Raw genomic sequence first — 15,676 nt, forward strand, 5'->3', positions numbered from 1 at the left:
GAATGCCATCGGGCGCGCCTTCCAAGGCGAGGCAGCGCGCGAGGTGGTTGGCGGCGGCCTTGGCCGAGGCATAGGCCGAGGCCCCGGCGGCGGCGGCGACGGCGTTCTTGGAACCGATGAACACGACCGAGGTGCCGCCCTGATCCTTCATGCGCTTGAGCAGCGGCCATGCGGCGCGGGCAGTGAGGAAATAGCCCTGGGCGAGGACATCGTGGTTGCGGTGCCAGAGGCTTAGCGTGGTTTCCTCGATGGTGGCCGAGCTTGCAATGCCCGCATTGGCGACGAGCATGTCGAGCCCGCCGAACTCGCGCGCGCAGGTGGCGAAGGCCGCGGCGACCTGGGCTTCGTCGGTGACATCGCAAGTGGCCGTGCGGATCACATCCTTGCCGAACTGCTGCGCGAGGCCTTCGCGGGTGCTTCCCAGCGCATCGCCATCGCGGTCTGCCAGCAGCACACAGGCGCCTTCCTTGAGCAGGCGGACGGCGGTGGCGGCGCCGATCCCGCCGGCGCCGCCGGTGACGAGTGCGATGCGGCCGACCATCGGCTTGGGCGCGGGCATGCGCTGGAGCTTGGCTTCCTCGAGCAGCCAGTACTCGATGTCGAAGGCTTCCTGTTCGTCGAGCGCGATGTACTGGCCCACGGCCTCGGCCCCGCGCATGACATTGATCGCGTTGCCGTAGAATTCTCCGGCGAGGCGGGCGGTGGTCTTGTCGGCGGCGAAGGTGATGCGGCCAAGGCCGGGGACGAGGACGACGACCGGGTTGGGATCGCGCATGGCAGGGGAATTGGGGCGTTTACAGCGTTCGTAATAGGCGGCGTACATCGCGCGGTAATCGGCAAGCTGCTGCGCAAGATACGCGTCATCGGTCAGGCGCGCGGGATCGAGGTCAAGCGGCGCGATCTTGGTGCGCAGGAAGTGATCGGGGCACGAGGTGCCGAGCGCGGCGAGGCGCTGGAAGTGGGCGCTACCGGTGAATTCGAGGGCTTCGGCATCATCGGAGAAGTGGCCGATCTTGCGGCGGGTTCCGGTCATCAAGCCGCGCAGGCGAGGCATCAGGTCGGCGGCAATGTGGGCGCGGTCCGGGTGCGGGGCGACGATCTGGCCGGCGAAGGCAGGCTTTCCGGCGAGCGCCTTGTTGAGATAGCGGGCGGCGTCCGCGATCAGGCTGATGGTGTGTTCGTAGGCGGCTTTTGCCGTATCGGCCCAGCAGATGATCCCGTGGCCGGCGAGCATGACGCCCTGCACATGCGGGTTCGCGCGGACATAGTCGCGCAGCATCACACCGAGGGTGTAGCCGGGGCGCTTCCAGGGGAGCCAGCCGATCTTTCCGCCCCAGATTTCCTGCGTCGCCGCCTCCCCGCCCGAGCTTGCAGCGAGCGCGATGATCGCATCCGGGTGGACGTGATCGACGTGGGCGAAGGGCAGCAGCGAATGCAGCGGCGTATCGATGCTGGCGGCGCGGCCATTGAGGTTGAAGGTGCAGTGGGGGAGAAAGCCGACCATTGTGTCGTCGTCATCCGGGCCGGAATAGCGCGCTTCGAGAGCGAGCAGCTTGTCCTGATAGAGCGTTGAAAAGCCATCGAGCTTCATCGAGCCGATATCGCCGCCCGAGCCTTTGACCCAGAGCACGGGGACTTGCGCGCCAGTCAGCGGATCGGTGCCGGTGAGCTTGGCCGAAGTGTTGCCGCCGCCGAAGTTTGTGACGGTAAGGTCGCTGCCAAGGAGGTTGGAGCGATAGAGGAGCAATTCCTCGGGGCTCAGCGTGGCGGCATGCGCATCGTCCCAGCGGCTGGTGGGCACGGCGAAGGGAATCGCGGGGCTTACGGGCGTATGGGCGTTCATGGCATCCTTCCGGCGGCAGCAATCGGGCTGCGCTTGATGGGCCTGCTAACATTTCTACTGGAAACGATCAATATTGATTGATAATGATCGTTTTGGATAAGGGGAGACGAGCGCTGAACGACGGCGCATTCATCGTGATCGATCTGGGCAAGACGCTGGCCAAGGCATCCCTGTGGGACCGGGCCGGGCGGCGGCTTGATGTGCGTACTCGTCCCAATGCGGTGGCGGGTGGTGTGCTCGATGTCGCGGGGATTTCTGGCTGGCTGGTCGAGGCGCTGGGGGCGTGGTCGGCGCATCCGGTGGAAGCGATCGTGCCTGTCGGCCATGGCGCGGGCGTGGCGGCGCTGCGGGATGGCGCGCTGGCCTTTGCGCCACTGGACTATGAAGCGGCGATTCCGACAGACGCGATGGCGCGCTACCGGGCCGTGCGCGATCCCTTCGGCGTGACTGGCTCCCCTGCCCTGCCCCATGGGCTGAACCTTGGCGCGCAGCTGTGGTGGCTTCAGGAACAGGGCGCACTGGAGGGGACGACGCTGCTGCCTTGGGCGCAATACTGGGCGTGGTTTCTGAGCGGCGCGGCGGTGAGCGAGGTGAGTTCGCTGGGGTGCCATACCGATCTGTGGGCGCCGGCGGAGGGTGCATTTTCGCGGCTGGCGCAGCGCATGGGCTGGTCGGAGCGGTTTGCGCCGCTTGTGCGCGCGGGCGATGTGGTGGGCACATTGAAGCCGGAAATTGCGGCGGTGACGGGGCTTTCGGGCCAAGTAAAGGTGCTGGCGGGCGTGCATGATTCCAACGCGGCGCTGCATGGCGCGCGCGGGTTTGCCGAAGTGGCGGATGGGGAAGCGACGGTTCTCTCTACCGGCACCTGGTTCGTAGCCATGCGGCGGGCGCAGGGGGCTGCGCCGGTGCTGCCCGAGGGGCGCGATTGTCTGGTCAACGTGGACGTTGAGGGCCGCGCGGTGCATTCGGCGCGGTTCATGGGCGGGCGGGAAATCGAGATCGCAGCCGGAGGCGCAGCGGTGGATGGTCCGGCGGAGCAGGCGGCGCTGCTGGCTGACGTACCGAGGTTGCTTGAGAGCGGCGCGATGCTGCTGCCGACCTTGGCGCCGGGCTGCGGGCCGTTTCCCGATTCAGTGGCGCGCTGGATTGCCGAGCCGGAAGACCGCCGCGCAGCCGCGTGCCTTTATGCTGCGTTGATGGCGGATGCCGCGATGGACCTGATCGGCGCGAAGCAGACGCTGCTGGTGGAGGGGCGGTTTGCCAGTGCCGAGGTTTTCGTGCGGGCGCTGGCGGCGCTGCGGCCCGAAAGCCGGGTGATGGTGGCGGACGGGCCAGCAGACGCGGCATTCGGCGCGCTGCGGCTGATCGATCCCGCACTGGCGCCCGCGGCGCGCTTGCGGCAGGTGGAGCCGCTGGCCGGCAATATCCTAGCCTATCGCGCGCGCTGGCTGCTGGAGACCATGCCGTGATCATCGCCAATATCGCCGATTTCCGTAAAGCCGCGCGGCGGCGGCTGCCGCACTTCCTGTTCGAGTATCTCGATGGCGGCTCCTATGCGGAAGAGACGCTGCGGCGGAACGTGGCCGACCTTGCCGGGATCGCCCTGCGCCAGCGGGTGCTGGCCGATGTGGCGGATATCGATCTTTCGGCGGAGCTGTTTGGGCAGAAAATGGCGATGCCGGTGGCGCTCGCGCCGATTGGTCTTGCCGGGATGAATGCGCGGCGCGGCGAGGTTCAGGCGGTGCGCGCGGCGGAGAAGGCCGGAGTGCCGTTCACGCTTTCGACCGTTTCGGTCTGCCCGTTGAGCGAGGTGGCAGGAGCGGCGAGCAAGCCCTTCTGGTTTCAGCTCTACATGATCCGCGACCGGGGCCATATGCGCGATCTGCTGGCCGAGGCGCGCGAGGCGCAGTGCTCGGCGCTGATCTTTACCGTGGACATGCCGGTGCCGGGGAGCCGCTACCGCGATGTGCGGTCTGGCCTTGCAGGCGCATCCGGCCTGCTGGGCGATCTGCGCCGCACCGCGCAGGCTGCGATGCGGCCCGGCTGGGCGTGGGACGTGGGCCTCATGGGCCGTCCGCATCATCTGGGCAATATCGCGCCGGTGCTGAAGGGGCGGACGGGGCTGGAGGATTTCTTCGCGTGGATGCGCGCGAATTTCGATCCCGGCATCAACTGGCGCGACCTCGATTTCATCCGCAGCGAGTGGTCTGGGCCGCTGATCCTCAAGGGCATTCTCGATCCGCAGGACGCGCGGCAGGCCGCCGAAGTGGGCGCCGATGGCATTGTGGTTTCGAACCACGGCGGGCGGCAACTGGACGGCGTGCTTTCAACCGCGCGCGCGCTGCCGCCGATTGCCGATGCGGTGGGCGACCGGCTGACCGTGCTGGCGGATGGCGGCGTGCGGTCGGGGCTCGATGTGGTGCGGCTGCTGGCGATGGGCGCCAAGGGTGTGCTGCTGGGCCGCGCGTGGGCCTTCGCACTCGCCGCCGGGGGCGAGGCCGGGGTTTCGAAAATGCTGGCACTGATCGAAGCGGAAATGCGCGTGGCGATGGCGCTCACGGGGGTGACGCGGGTGCGCGATATCGGCCGGGACAATCTGGCATGTTGGGATTGAACTCCCCAACACGTTCTCGTCGGCCCGTGCTTGACACGGGCCTGGGCTTTCTTGGGCGGCCAAGTCTAGCCAAGCCCCGTGTCAAGCACGGGGCGACGGGGATTTTTTACGCTGAGCGTCGGTTCGAGATGACGCGTGGGAGAGAGTAGTTGACGGCACCTTCGCACCACTGGCGTGACACGATTCTGGCGGGGCTGGCGAACTATATCGACGCGGGCTCGATCGTGGCGGGATCGGTGGCGCTGGCCTTGTGGCAGGAGCATTACCACCTCTCGCCGGGGTTTCTGGGCCTGCTCGGCGCGTTTGGGCCGAATGCGATCGGTGCGGGCCTAGGGGCGCTGGTGGGCGGCATTCTGTGCGACCGGCTGGGGCGCAAGACGATCTACCAGTGGGACATGCTGATCTATGCTGCGGGCATGGCGCTGCTGGTGTTTGCCGTCGCGCCGTGGATGATCGTGGCGGGGTTCCTGATCGTGGGTCTGGCGGTGGGCGCAGATATTCCCGCCTCGTGGTCCTTGATTGCAGAGGGTGCGCCGGACGGGCAGCGGGCGCGGCATTCGGGCATGGCGCAAGTGCTGTGGTATCTGGGGCCAGTCGTCGTCTTGCTGATGAGCCTCGCGCTGACAGGCCTTGGCGAACTGGGCGCGCGGATCGTGTTTGCGCACCTTTTGGTGATCGCGCTGGGTCTGACGTTCCTGCGTTCGCGCATGGCGGAATCGGTGCGGTGGACGGAGGCGCAGGCCTCTGGCGAGAAGCGGCCGCCGATTTCCTCGCTGTTCAAGGGCAAGCATCTCGCCTCCATCCTTGGCCTTGTCGGCATGTATGGCTTCTGGAACTTGTGGGCGGGGACCAACGGGTTCTTCTTCCCCTACATCCTGCGCACCGTGGGCGCGGCGAGCCAGGCGCAGGCGGTGGGCATTCAGGCGCTGAGCTTTGCCATCGGTATGGCCTCCATCGGGTTGGTGTTCATGCCGCTGGCGGACCGGGTGAATCAGCGCACGCTATTTGCAATTTCGGCGGTGATTCAAGTCGTGGGCATGGGGCTGCTGGCGGTCTTTCCGCTGACGATCCCGGTGGCGCTGCTCTACGTGTTCCTGCTGCAATTCGGCGGCGGGTTTGGCGCGCAGAGCTTTTTCCAGCTGTGGAGCGCGGAGCAGTTTCCCACCATGCTGCGTTCGACCGCGCAAGGCATCTGCTTTGCCGTGGTGCGGGTGAGCCTTGGCGTATTCAGCTTTTTCGTGCCGCTGCTGACGGCGACGGGCTTTACCACGCTGGCGCTGATCCTGACCGGGTTCCTCGTGGTTTCCGGCGTGATCGGCTTTGCCTGGGCACCCCGCAACGAGGGCAAAAGCCTTGAACAACTCGAGGCCGAGCGGCATGACGGTTTCTGATTGGAAGTAATCAGGGGACGAATGTGCACGCGGCAGAGCGCGAGAAGGTGATCGTCGAGGCGATGCAGGGCACCGGCTTTGTCACCTATCGCGAACTGGAGGCCATGCTCGATGCCTCACCCGCAACGATCCGGCGCGATCTGGCGCGGCTTGAGGATGCCGGGACCATCGTGAGGGTGCATGGCGGCGCGAAGCTCGCCGAAGGGCAGCGCGCGCCGGTGCTGCAACTGGCCGGCACGCCGTTCGACCAATCGATCAACCGCAACATGGCGGCCAAGCGCGCCATCGGCGCTGCGGCGGCGGCGCTGTGCGAGCCGGGCGAAGGCGTGATGATCGACGGCGGCACGACGACCTTGCAGATGTGCCCGCATCTGGCGGGGCTTGGCCTGCAGGTGCTGACCAATTCGCTGCACATCGTGAACGCGCTGCTGAGCCAGGCCGGCACGCGCATTCTGGTGCCTTCGGGAACGGTGTTTCGCGAACAAAACATCATTCTGGCCGCAGCGGGCGAGGAATCGATGCCGCGCTTCCACGCACCCAAGCTGTTCATGGGCGCAGCTTCAGTGGGGCCGCAGGGGGTGATGCAGCAGGATGTGGTGCTGGTGGCGGCGGAGCGGCGGCTGATCGACCGGGCCGAGCAGGTAATCCTGCTGGTGGATTCGGCGAAGTTCGCGAGCGGTTCGGGCACCATCGTGTGCGGGCTGGACGAGGTGGATGTGCTGGTGACGGATGCGGGGATTGCGCCCGAGCATGCGGCGATGGTGAAGGCGGCGGGGGTTGAGCTGGTGGTGGCGGGGTAGTGTCTGGCCGCTCTGGATTGCTTCGCTCCGCTCGCAATGACGAAGTTTGGGGGACGGCCGCTAGGGTGGGAGATGCTTCGACTTTGGTTCCAGCCCTACCTTCGTCATTGCGAGGAGCGCAGCGACGAAGCAATCCAGAGCGATGCAGCGCGACTTCCAGCCAGCGGTCTACATCATGGCCTCGCAGCGCAACGGGACGACGTATGTCGGCGTGACCAGCAATCTGCCGCAACGTGTCTGGCAGCACCGGGAAGCGATGGTTGCAGGCTTCACCAAACGGCACGGGTGCAAGACGCTGGTTTGGTACGAACTTCATGCGACGATGGAACATGCAATTGAGCGCGAGAAGCAGCTCAAGGGTGGATCGCGGCGGCGCAAGCTCGCGCTGATCGAGGCGGGGAATCCGGCATGGCGGGATTTGTTTGCGGAGATTTGCGCTTAGGTTTGGCGTTGCGTTTATCTGCTCTGGATTGCTTCGTCACTGCGCTCCTCGCAATGACGAAGGTGGGTTACGCGGCGGACGTTGGGTCAATCCGGCGTCAGCACCATCTTCAGCGCCCCTGCCTCGCGTGCTTCGAACAGGCGGTAGGCCTCCGCGCCCTCGCTTAAGGGCATGCGGTGGGTGATCGTGCGTTCGGGTTTCAGGCGGCCGGCCTGGACGAGCGGGAAGAGTGCGGGGAGTTCTTCGGGAACCGAGCACGTGCCGATGCGGAAGGTGAGGCCGGCGGCGAAGGCGCGTTCCAGCGGGAAGGCGAAGCGGCGGGATTGCTGGACGCCGATGACCGATACTGTGCCGCGCGGGCGCACCAGCCGCAGCGCGAAATCGACCGTCGCGTCGCTGCCGACGACTTCGACCACGCAATCGAGCTTGCGGCCCTTGGTGTCCGCCTTGATGCGCTCCAGCGCTTCGTCCGGGTGGACGGTGATAGCGCCCGTTGCTTCCGCCATCGCGCGGCGTTCGGGGATCGGGTCGATGGCGTAGACCACGTGCGCGCCCATGACATAGGCGCTTTCGACTGCCATCAGGCCGATGGGGCCGAGGCCGATGACCGCGACTGACGAGCCGGGCCGGATATCGGCCTGCCGCGCGCCGAACCATGCCGTCGCGAGCGCGTCGGTCATCATCAGCGCTTGGTCTTCGCTCACGCCTTCGGGGATGGGGACGGCGTTCATGTCTGCGGCGGGCACACGCACGGCTTCGGCCTGCGAGCCTTGCAGGCGGGCGGAGAGGCCGTAGCAGGCACTGGCATTGAACTCGCAGGTGTGGACCACGCCCGCGAGGCACGAACGGCAGCGACCGCAGCCGACCGCAGCGGGGAGCATGACGAGATCACCGACCTTGTGCCGCTGGACCGCGCTGCCGACTTCGACCACTTCGCCCACCGCCTCGTGGCCGACGCAGAAGCCCTTGTCCTCCGAGAAGCCGTGGCCGTGGTAGATGTGGAGGTCTGACCCGCAGATCGAGCAGGCGGTAACGCGCACCACGGCGTCAGCAAGCGATTGGGGCGCGGGATCGTCCATGCTTTCATAGCGCACGTCGCGCGCGCCGTAGTAGCGCAGGGCCTTCACAGCGTGAGCCCTCCATCGACGATGAGCGTTTGCCCAGTGACATAGGCGGCGAGCGGCGAGGCGAGGAAGAGGACGGCGCCGGCCATGTCCTCCGGCGTGCCAAGGCGGCCTTGCGGGATGCGGGCTATGGAGCCAGCGAGGCGCTGCGGGTTCTGGGTCGTGACTTTGGTGAGCTTGGTATCGACGAGGCCGGGGGCGATGCCGTTCACGCGGATGCCCTCCCCCGCCCAGGCATTGCCGAGGGTGCGGGTGAGGCTGACCGCGCCGGCCTTGGACGCGGCATAGGCCGGATTGCCGACATTGGCGCCGAAGCCCGCGACGGAACTCACCGTGATCAGGCTGCCTCTGGTCTCGGCGAGTTGCGGTTTGAACTTGCGCGCGCAGTTCATCAGGCTGTCGAGGTTGATCGCCATGACCTTGTCCCAGCCCGCCTGCTCGAACTCGCCGCGCTTGTAGACGACCGTGCCCTGCGAGAGGACGAGGACATCGAGGCTGGCGAAGGGCAAGGGCGCGGCTTCGATCGCGGTTGGATCGCCGACATCGACGCAGGTGTAGCCGAGACCGGCGAGATCGGAACCCTCGGCGGGATCGTAGTCCTCCGCCCGCGCCCGCGTGCCCCAGACATGCACCGCCGCGCCGCGCTGGCGGAAGGCGTGCGCCACGCCGTTGCCGATGCCGCTCGATCCGCCAACGACGAGGACCTTGCGGCCGGTAAAATCGGTATCGCCGTTCATGTACACACTCTCCCCCGGGGCACTCCGCCCTCTTGCGCCTCCTTTTCGGCAGGGAGCGCGGTGTGCGCAAGAGGCCGTGCCGTTCGTTCAGCAAAGTCCTACTAAATATGAACGGAAGCCAACGGCACATTCAGCCTCATGCCACGGCGAATCAGGCAGAACCGCTCCATCGACACCAGTGAAGGGGTAGTACGATGAAGACGATCACGAAGGTTATTGTCACCGCACTCGCACTCGGCAGCGCGGTGAGCATCGGTGGATCAGCCAGCGCACACGATTGGCGCGGGAATGGCTGGGGCTATGGTCAGCCCGGAGGCGGCGGCTGGCAGGGTTATCCCGGCGGTACCTGCTCAGGCCAGCGCGGCTATGGGCTGGAGCGCGAGTTGCGCTTCAAGACCAGCCGGGGCCTGATCGATTACCGCACGGCGCAGCGCATCCAGCGAGATATCGACCGGCTGCAGTGGAAAGAGCAGCACGAATGCCGGGAAGGCGACTGGCGCGCGGTGGGCAAGATCAACCGCGATTATGACCGGATCGATCACTGGATCGACGAGGCGGCCGGGCGTCGCTGGGGCTGGTGAACCGCCCCCGCCCCACCCGCGGCCTCAACCCCGGCCGCGATAGGACGCGACCCCCTGATCGGGCACCCACAGCCCGGCGGGGGGCGCGTCAGATTGCCAGAACACATCGATCGGGATGCCGCCGCGCGGATACCAGTAGCCGCCGATGCGCAGCCAGCGCGGGCTCATTTCGGTGAACAACCGCTGCCCGATGCCGACGGTGACGTCCTCGTGGAAGCCGGCGTGATTGCGGAACGCGCCGAGGAACAGCTTCAGCGACTTCGATTCCACGATCGTCTCGCCCGGAGCGTAATCAATCACGAGATGCGCGAAATCGGGCTGGCCGGTGACAGGGCAGAGCGAGGTGAATTCGGGCGCGGCAAAGCGGACCAGAAACAGCGAGCCGGCGCGCGGATTGGGCACGTAATCGAGCACGGCCTCCTCGGGCGAGGCGGGCAGGCTGCTGGTCTGGCCGAGATGGAGGGGGGTGGCGCCGATATCGGTCATGACAGGTCCTTTCGTCGGGGCGCCTTTGCACCGGCGGGCGCGGCGGGGCAAGCGGGCTGGCAGAAGGGGAAAGGGGTTTCTCGCAGAGGCGCGGAGGCGCGGGAAGAGCGCAGAGAGGATGTGCTACCTGTCGGCGGCAGCATTCGACAGGCGGCGCACGATGTATCCGGCGGCTTCGCCGCTATGCGCCACCCCTCTGCGGTCTCTTCCTCCTTCCTGCTCTCTGCGAGAAACCCTCAGGCAAGGAACGGCGGATTTGCAGCATTTTTGGCGTGACGACGGCGGAGGGCAGGTTTAGTCTCGAAACCAAGGACCCGCACAGACGGGCCGCATGCAGGACGGAGCTGAGCACATGGATTCCCTGGTCTCGACCCAGTGGCTCGCCAACGAGCTGGGCGCGAGCGATCTGCGCATCGTTGATGCCAGCGCTTTCCTGCCCGAGCATGGCCGCGATCCCGTGCTGGAATACGAGGCGTGCCACATCCCCGGCGCGGTGTTCATGAATCTGGCCGAGCTGACCGATCCGGCGCGGCCGGGGCTCAATATGCTGCCCAGCGCGGAGCGCTTTGCCAGCAAGATGCAGAGCCTGGGCCTCGGCGATGGCAGCCGCATCGTGCTCTATGACGACAGCCCGGTGAAGACCGCAACGCGCGCGTGGTTCATGCTGACGATGTTCGGCGCAACCAACGTGGCGCTGCTCGATGGCGGGATCGCCAAGTGGAAGGCGGAAGGCCGCAAATGCGCGCAAGGGCGCGAAACGCTGCGGCACCGGCACTTCACCGTGTGGAGCGATGACCGCACCGTGCGCAGCAAAGACGACGTGCTGGCGAACCTGAGCAGCGGGCGCGAACTGGTGATCGATGCGCGCGGGCCGGGGCGGTTCACCGGCGAAGTGGCCGAAGTGAAGCCGGGGCTTGCCAGCGGGCACATTCCGGGCGCGCGCAATGTCTATTACGCCAGCCTGTTTCGCTCGGATGGCACGTGGAAGAGCCCGGGCGACATCCGGGATGTGTTCGAGGCGGCCGGCGTGGACCTCACCCGCCCGATCATCACCAGCTGCGGTTCGGGTGTGACCGCCAACGTGCTGATCTTCGCGCTGCACCTCATCGGCAAGGATGATGTGGCGCTCTATGACGGCAGTTGGAGCGAATGGGGCGCGGATCCGGAGACGCCGAAGGAGACGGGCGCGGCGCGCTAGGCGTCATCCCGATCTTCGTCATTGCGAGCGTAGCGAAGCAATCCAGAGCGCAGTGCGCGGCGCTCTGGATTGCTTCGTCGCTGCGCTCCTCGCAATGACGAAGGAGTGGGAGTTTTGCGATGAGGCGGATCATCGGGTTCGCAGGCTGATCAACCATGCGATTCCCTTTCTCCGCAAATCCCCCTAAGACCGGCGCATGGCGGAACATGACAGCGAACACCACGGCACCGGCACGCGGCTGGTCGGCGCAGGCCGGCGGGCGGAGTGGACGGGCACGGCGGACCATCCCGGTGCGGTGGTCAATCCGCCGGTCTACCGGGCGAGCACGCACCTCTATCCCGATATGGCGGCGCTGAGGGCGCATCCGGCCAACGAGGACGGCAGGTTCTATTATGGCCGCCGGGGCGCGCCGACGCAGTGGGCCTTGGCCGAGGCCTTGACGGCGCTGGAGCCCGGAGCCGAGGGTACGGTGCTCTATCCCTCCGGCGTGGCGGCGATCATGGGCGCGCTGCTGACAGTGCTGCGGCCCGGCGATGTGCTGCTGATGATCGACAATGCCTATGAGCCGAGCCGGGCCATGGGGCGCGGCCTCCTCAAGGATTTCGGCGTGGAGACGCGCTGGTTCGATGCCAGCGATCCGGCGGCGTTCCAGGCGGCGATCTGCCCGCGCACCAAGGCGGTGCTGCTGGAATCGCCGGGGAGCCTGACCATTGAAGTCTGCGATGTGCCCGCGCTATCCGCCATCGCCAAGGCGCATGGGCTGACCGTGGTGCTCGACAACACCTGGGCCTCGCCATTGGGCTTTCCGGCGCTGGAGCGCGGGGCGGACATTGCGATCATGAGCCTGACCAAGCATGTCGGCGGGCATTCCGACGTGATGATGGGCAGCGCGAGCGCGGGGCCGGAATGGCACAGGAAGCTGCGCGTGCGGGCACAGGGGCTGGGCAATGTCGTCTCGCCCGATGATGCCGCGCTGATGCTGCGGGGGCTGCGCACGATGGGCCTGCGGCTGGCGCAGGAGGAGGCCTCGGCACTGGCGATTGCGCAGTGGCTGGAAGGGCGGCCCGAGGTGGCAAAGGTGCTCTGCCCGATGCTGCCGGGATCGCCGGGGCATGACCTGTGGAAGCGCGATTTCACCGGTGGCTGCGGCCTGTTCAGCTTCGTGCTCAAGGGCGGAACCTCCGCAGCGCGCGACGGCTTGATCGATGCGCTGGCGCTGTTCGGCATCGGCTTTTCGTGGGGCGGGTTCGAGAGCCTGGCCACCCCGGTCGATCCCGCGCCGATCCGCACTGCAAGCCCCTGGCCGCTGCCGGGGCTGGACGAGGGCGACCGCTTTGGTGTGCGGCTTTCGATTGGCCTTGAGGATACGGCCGACCTGATCGCCGATCTGGAACGCGCGCTGGGCGTATGGAGTGCGGCGGCATGAGCGAGTGGACAAAGCTGCGCCGCACGATCACGGAATGGGCCGCCTCGCTCGACGATGTCGGCTTCGATGTGGGCCGCACGCATATCTCGCTGTTCAACGCGGTGTGGATGATCGTTGTCGTCGTGCTCGTGATCGCGTTCGGCCGCGTGGTCGGCCGGGTCGGGCGGCGCATGGTGCGGAGCATGAAGGGCCTCGACGGGACGCAGCGCGCGCTCGGCGAGAAGCTGATGACGGTGACCGTGTGGACCATCGCGGTGCTCGTCGGCATCGATGCGGTGGGGATCAATCTCACCACGCTGACGGTGTTTTCGGGCGCCTTCGGCCTCGCTGTCGGCTTTGGCTTGCAGAAGACCTTCGGCAACCTGATCGCGGGCGTGATCCTCCTCATGGACCGCTCAATCAAGCCGGGCGACGTGATCGCGGTGACCGATACGAAGGGCAGCACCTTCGGCGAGGTCAGCCGGATCGGCGTGCGCGCGGTTTCGGTGACGACGCGCGACAACCGCGAGATCCTGATCCCGAACGAAATTCTGATGACCACGCAGGTCGAGAACTGGTCGTATTCATCGCGCGTGGTGGGGATCACGATCCCGGTGAACATCGACTATGCGAGTGACCTGGATCTGGCGGAAAAGCTGTTGCTGGAGGCCGCGCTGACAGTGCCGCGCGTGCTGCGCGATCCGGAACCTTCGATCCTGCTCGACGCCTTCGGGCCGAGCGCGATCCAGCTGCTGATCTACATTTCGATCGGGGACCCGGAGAACGGCGTCGGCAACGTGCGGTCTGACGTGCTGAAGGCCGCGTGGCACAAGCTGAAGGACAGCGGGGTGAGCATTCCGCTGCCGCAATCAGACGTGACACTGCGGGATTCGGACGGGCTGCGGCTGCTGGCGGAAGCGCTGGGGCGTGGAACCCTGAAGTAAAGCGTCTTCGTACTGCTCCCCCATCCCCTCCCCGCCGGGGAGGGGGGCTTGGCCCCGGGATCGCGTTACCCCGCTGCGCCCCTTGCCGGACGGTAGACGCGGTATTCGATCCCGAGCCCTGGCAGGACGCGGCCTTCGCCGACGAAGAACGTGGTGTTGACCCAGCTGTAGCGCGGGTCCCCGGTTTCGATCCTCGGGTTGGTGCAGAAGTACTGATCGGCGAACTCGGTGCCGGTGCCGTTCTCGATGGCGCCCATGACGGCGGCATTCATCTCGAGCAGGCCGAAATACTGCACGTAGAGAAAGGCACCATCCGGGGTTTCGACCTGGGCGCGAACGTCGACCCTCAGGTATCCATCAGGCCCGATCAGCGCCCACTCGCCGCCCCCGCGGATGGTGCCGTTCAGGCGCTCGCCGACCACTTCGCCGCCGTCGATCTCGTAGTACATGCGCGTGCCGATGGGGCCTGCGCCAATAGGCAGGGGCGGCTTCAGACCGGCTCTGAAAGTGAACTCGTGCACCAGCTCCATTCGGCTTCTCCCCCTCTTGCTGTTTGGGCGCATTAAGACCCGTTCGAACGGTGAAGACAAGGTATTCTGGGAGGGCTGGCTTTGCCGCTTGCCCACCCCCGACCCCTCCCGCTTGCGGGAGGGGAGATTGTAGCGCTGGTACTCCCCTCCCGCTTGCGGGAGGGGTTGGGGGTGGGCCACGCGCTAAAGCTCACCTAGCCGCCCCCCTAGCTTTCCTCGCTGGCGATTGCTGAGGCGAACGACCATCTGGCGCCCATGGACAATGCGCCCAAAAGAATCGGAACCGTCTACCTCGTAGGCGCAGGCCCGGGTGATCCGGACCTTTTGACGCTTCGCGCGGCGCGGCTGCTCGCTTCTGCGGAACTGGTCGTGCATGACGGGCTGGTCGATCCGGCGATCATGGCGATGGTCCCCGCAGACGCACGGCTGGTTTCGGTCGCCAAGAGCCGGGCACGGCACACGATGCAGCAGGACGATATCAATGCGCTGCTGGTGCGTGAGGCGCTGGCCGGGCACGATGTCGTGCGGCTGAAGGGCGGCGATCCGTTCATCTTCGGGCGCGGCGGGGAAGAGGCGGAGGCCTGCCATGCTGCGGGCGTTCCGGTTCAGGTCGTGCCGGGTGTGAGCGCGGCACTTGGCGCAGCGGCGGCGGCGCAGATTCCGCTGACGCACCGCGAGAACGCTTCGATTGTCAGCTTCGTGGCGGGCCAGTGCAAGGGCCTCGCCGATCAGAACTGGGCTGGGTTGGCCGGTGTCGGCCGCACACTGGTGATCTACATGGGCGTCGCCACGAGCGATGCCATTGCCGAGAAGCTCATGGCCGATGGCCTGGCGCCCGATATGCCAGTGGCCGTGATCGAGAACGCGGCGCGGCCGACCATGCGCGTGCTGCGCGGCGCGCTCGCCGGGCTTGGCGCGCTGGTCGCTGAGGAGAAGGTCAAGAGCCCTGCCCTCATCGTGATCGGCGAAGTGACCGCGCGCGAGCGCCATTTGGAATTGCAGAAGATAGCCCAATTTAATCGAGTAGGGACCGCTGCGTGAAGATTTTGACGGGGAATGATCTGGCATCCGGCGATGTCGTCTGGTGGGACGGCAAGGGCTGGTCGCGCGATGTGAACGACGCGGTGGACGTGGGCGATCAGGACGCGGCGATCCTCGCCGCCGAGGAAGCCGCGCAGCGCGTGAACGCGAGCTACGCGATTGCCGCCACCCGCACCGCCGAGGGCGTCCGCCCCGCGCATATCAAGGACCGCATCCGGGCGCTTGGCCCGACCGTACGGCTCGACCTTTCCCTCCGCCCCGGCGATCCTGACGCCGCGAAGCAGGTGATCTGAACATGTACCAGTATGACGAATACGATCAGGCGATGGTCGATGCGCGCGTGGAGGAATTCCGCGGGCAAGTGGCGCGGCGCATGGCGGGTGAGATCACCGAGGACCAGTTCAAGCCGCTGCGGCTGAAGAACGGGCTCTATCTCCAGCTCCACGCCTATATGCTGCGCGTCGCCATTCCCTATGGCACGCTCAATGGGCGGCAGATGCGGCTGCTGGGCGATATCGCCGACAAGTATGACCGCGGCTA

16 protein-coding genes and 1 pseudogene are annotated in these 15,676 nt (G+C 66.6%); 12 read left to right on the top strand and 5 right to left on the bottom strand.

What is annotated here, in order from left to right:
* Positions 1 to 1,843, bottom strand: a 1,843-nt coding sequence (locus tag Q0071_RS14985; RefSeq protein ID WP_298171153.1) for a bifunctional rhamnulose-1-phosphate aldolase/short-chain dehydrogenase, incomplete at its 3' end; no start/stop codon positions are given.
* Positions 1,844 to 1,926: 83 nt separating this feature from the next.
* Here Q0071_RS14985 and Q0071_RS14990 point away from each other — a divergent pair.
* The 5 genes from Q0071_RS14990 to Q0071_RS15010 all read left to right on the top strand — a co-directional run bounded on the left by Q0071_RS14990 (position 1,927) and on the right by Q0071_RS15010 (position 7,090).
* A complete protein-coding gene (locus Q0071_RS14990) occupies positions 1,927 to 3,312 on the top strand; it encodes a carbohydrate kinase (RefSeq protein ID WP_298171156.1) in 1,386 nt (461 codons plus the stop codon).
* Positions 3,309 to 4,457, top strand: coding sequence for an FMN-dependent L-lactate dehydrogenase LldD (gene lldD, locus Q0071_RS14995; RefSeq protein ID WP_298171158.1), 1,149 nt, complete (start codon positions 3,309 to 3,311; stop codon positions 4,455 to 4,457). Before Q0071_RS14990 ends, lldD begins: the two co-directional genes overlap by 4 nt.
* A 149-nt stretch (positions 4,458 to 4,606) precedes the next feature.
* Positions 4,607 to 5,848: an MFS transporter gene (locus Q0071_RS15000; protein ID WP_298171160.1), complete on the top strand. Its 1,242-nt coding sequence runs from the start codon at positions 4,607 to 4,609 to the stop codon at positions 5,846 to 5,848.
* A gap of 23 nt (positions 5,849 to 5,871) precedes the next feature.
* Positions 5,872 to 6,648, top strand: a complete 777-nt coding sequence (locus tag Q0071_RS15005) for a DeoR/GlpR family DNA-binding transcription regulator (protein WP_298171163.1) — start codon at positions 5,872 to 5,874, stop codon at positions 6,646 to 6,648.
* Positions 6,649 to 6,790: 142 nt separating this feature from the next.
* Positions 6,791 to 7,090, top strand: coding sequence for a GIY-YIG nuclease family protein (locus tag Q0071_RS15010; RefSeq protein ID WP_298171167.1), 300 nt, complete (start codon positions 6,791 to 6,793; stop codon positions 7,088 to 7,090).
* An 86-nt stretch (positions 7,091 to 7,176) separates the two neighbouring features.
* Here Q0071_RS15010 and Q0071_RS15015 read toward each other — a convergent pair whose 3' ends face one another.
* Both Q0071_RS15015 and Q0071_RS15020 read right to left on the bottom strand, forming a co-directional pair.
* Positions 7,177 to 8,217, bottom strand: a complete 1,041-nt coding sequence (locus Q0071_RS15015; protein ID WP_298171170.1) for an alcohol dehydrogenase family protein — start codon at positions 8,215 to 8,217, stop codon at positions 7,177 to 7,179.
* Entirely contained in the window at positions 8,214 to 8,951 is a 738-nt protein-coding gene (locus Q0071_RS15020; RefSeq protein ID WP_298171173.1) for an SDR family oxidoreductase, read from the bottom strand. The genes Q0071_RS15015 and Q0071_RS15020 overlap by 4 nt, the downstream gene beginning before the upstream one ends.
* Before the next feature lie 194 nt (positions 8,952 to 9,145).
* On the opposite strand from Q0071_RS15020, the gene Q0071_RS15025 reads away from it, so the two are divergent.
* On the top strand, positions 9,146 to 9,532 hold the full coding sequence (locus tag Q0071_RS15025; RefSeq protein WP_298171176.1) for a hypothetical protein: 387 nt from the start codon (positions 9,146 to 9,148) through the stop codon (positions 9,530 to 9,532).
* A gap of 24 nt (positions 9,533 to 9,556) precedes the next feature.
* On the opposite strand, the gene queF is transcribed toward Q0071_RS15025, so the two are convergent.
* Positions 9,557 to 10,018 (bottom strand): preQ(1) synthase, encoded by a 462-nt coding sequence (gene queF, locus Q0071_RS15030; protein WP_298171180.1) that lies wholly within the window; start codon positions 10,016 to 10,018, stop codon positions 9,557 to 9,559.
* 352 nt (positions 10,019 to 10,370) lie between these two features.
* On the opposite strand from queF, the gene sseA reads away from it, so the two are divergent.
* The 3 genes from sseA to Q0071_RS15045 all read left to right on the top strand — a co-directional run bounded on the left by sseA (position 10,371) and on the right by Q0071_RS15045 (position 13,565).
* Positions 10,371 to 11,216 carry a 3-mercaptopyruvate sulfurtransferase gene (gene sseA, locus Q0071_RS15035; protein ID WP_298171182.1) on the top strand — a complete coding sequence of 282 codons (846 nt, stop codon included), beginning with the start codon at positions 10,371 to 10,373 and terminating at the stop codon, positions 11,214 to 11,216.
* A 196-nt stretch (positions 11,217 to 11,412) separates the two neighbouring features.
* On the top strand, positions 11,413 to 12,642 hold the full coding sequence (gene metC, locus Q0071_RS15040) for a cystathionine beta-lyase (protein ID WP_298171184.1): 1,230 nt from the start codon (positions 11,413 to 11,415) through the stop codon (positions 12,640 to 12,642).
* Positions 12,639 to 13,565 (top strand): mechanosensitive ion channel domain-containing protein, encoded by a 927-nt coding sequence (locus Q0071_RS15045; RefSeq protein ID WP_298171187.1) that lies wholly within the window; start codon positions 12,639 to 12,641, stop codon positions 13,563 to 13,565. Before metC ends, Q0071_RS15045 begins: the two co-directional genes overlap by 4 nt.
* Before the next feature lie 65 nt (positions 13,566 to 13,630).
* On the opposite strand, the gene Q0071_RS15050 is transcribed toward Q0071_RS15045, so the two are convergent.
* The gene (locus tag Q0071_RS15050) at positions 13,631 to 14,095 is read right to left on the bottom strand and encodes a DUF3237 domain-containing protein (RefSeq protein ID WP_298171190.1); all 465 of its coding nucleotides are present in this window, start codon (positions 14,093 to 14,095) and stop codon (positions 13,631 to 13,633) included.
* A gap of 255 nt (positions 14,096 to 14,350) precedes the next feature.
* On the opposite strand from Q0071_RS15050, the gene cobA reads away from it, so the two are divergent.
* The 3 genes and pseudogenes from cobA to Q0071_RS15065 form a co-directional block, all read left to right on the top strand.
* Positions 14,351 to 15,136 carry a uroporphyrinogen-III C-methyltransferase gene (gene cobA, locus Q0071_RS15055; protein WP_298171193.1) on the top strand — a complete coding sequence of 262 codons (786 nt, stop codon included), beginning with the start codon at positions 14,351 to 14,353 and terminating at the stop codon, positions 15,134 to 15,136.
* The gene (locus tag Q0071_RS15060) at positions 15,133 to 15,429 is read left to right on the top strand and encodes a DUF2849 domain-containing protein (protein WP_298171196.1); all 297 of its coding nucleotides are present in this window, start codon (positions 15,133 to 15,135) and stop codon (positions 15,427 to 15,429) included. Before cobA ends, Q0071_RS15060 begins: the two co-directional genes overlap by 4 nt.
* Before the next feature lie 2 nt (positions 15,430 to 15,431).
* Positions 15,432 to 15,676: pseudogene (locus tag Q0071_RS15065) on the top strand (nitrite/sulfite reductase); the annotation flags it as partial.

It is taken from the genome of Novosphingobium sp., from assembly GCF_027486195.1.
GTDB lineage: Bacteria > Pseudomonadota > Alphaproteobacteria > Sphingomonadales > Sphingomonadaceae > Novosphingobium.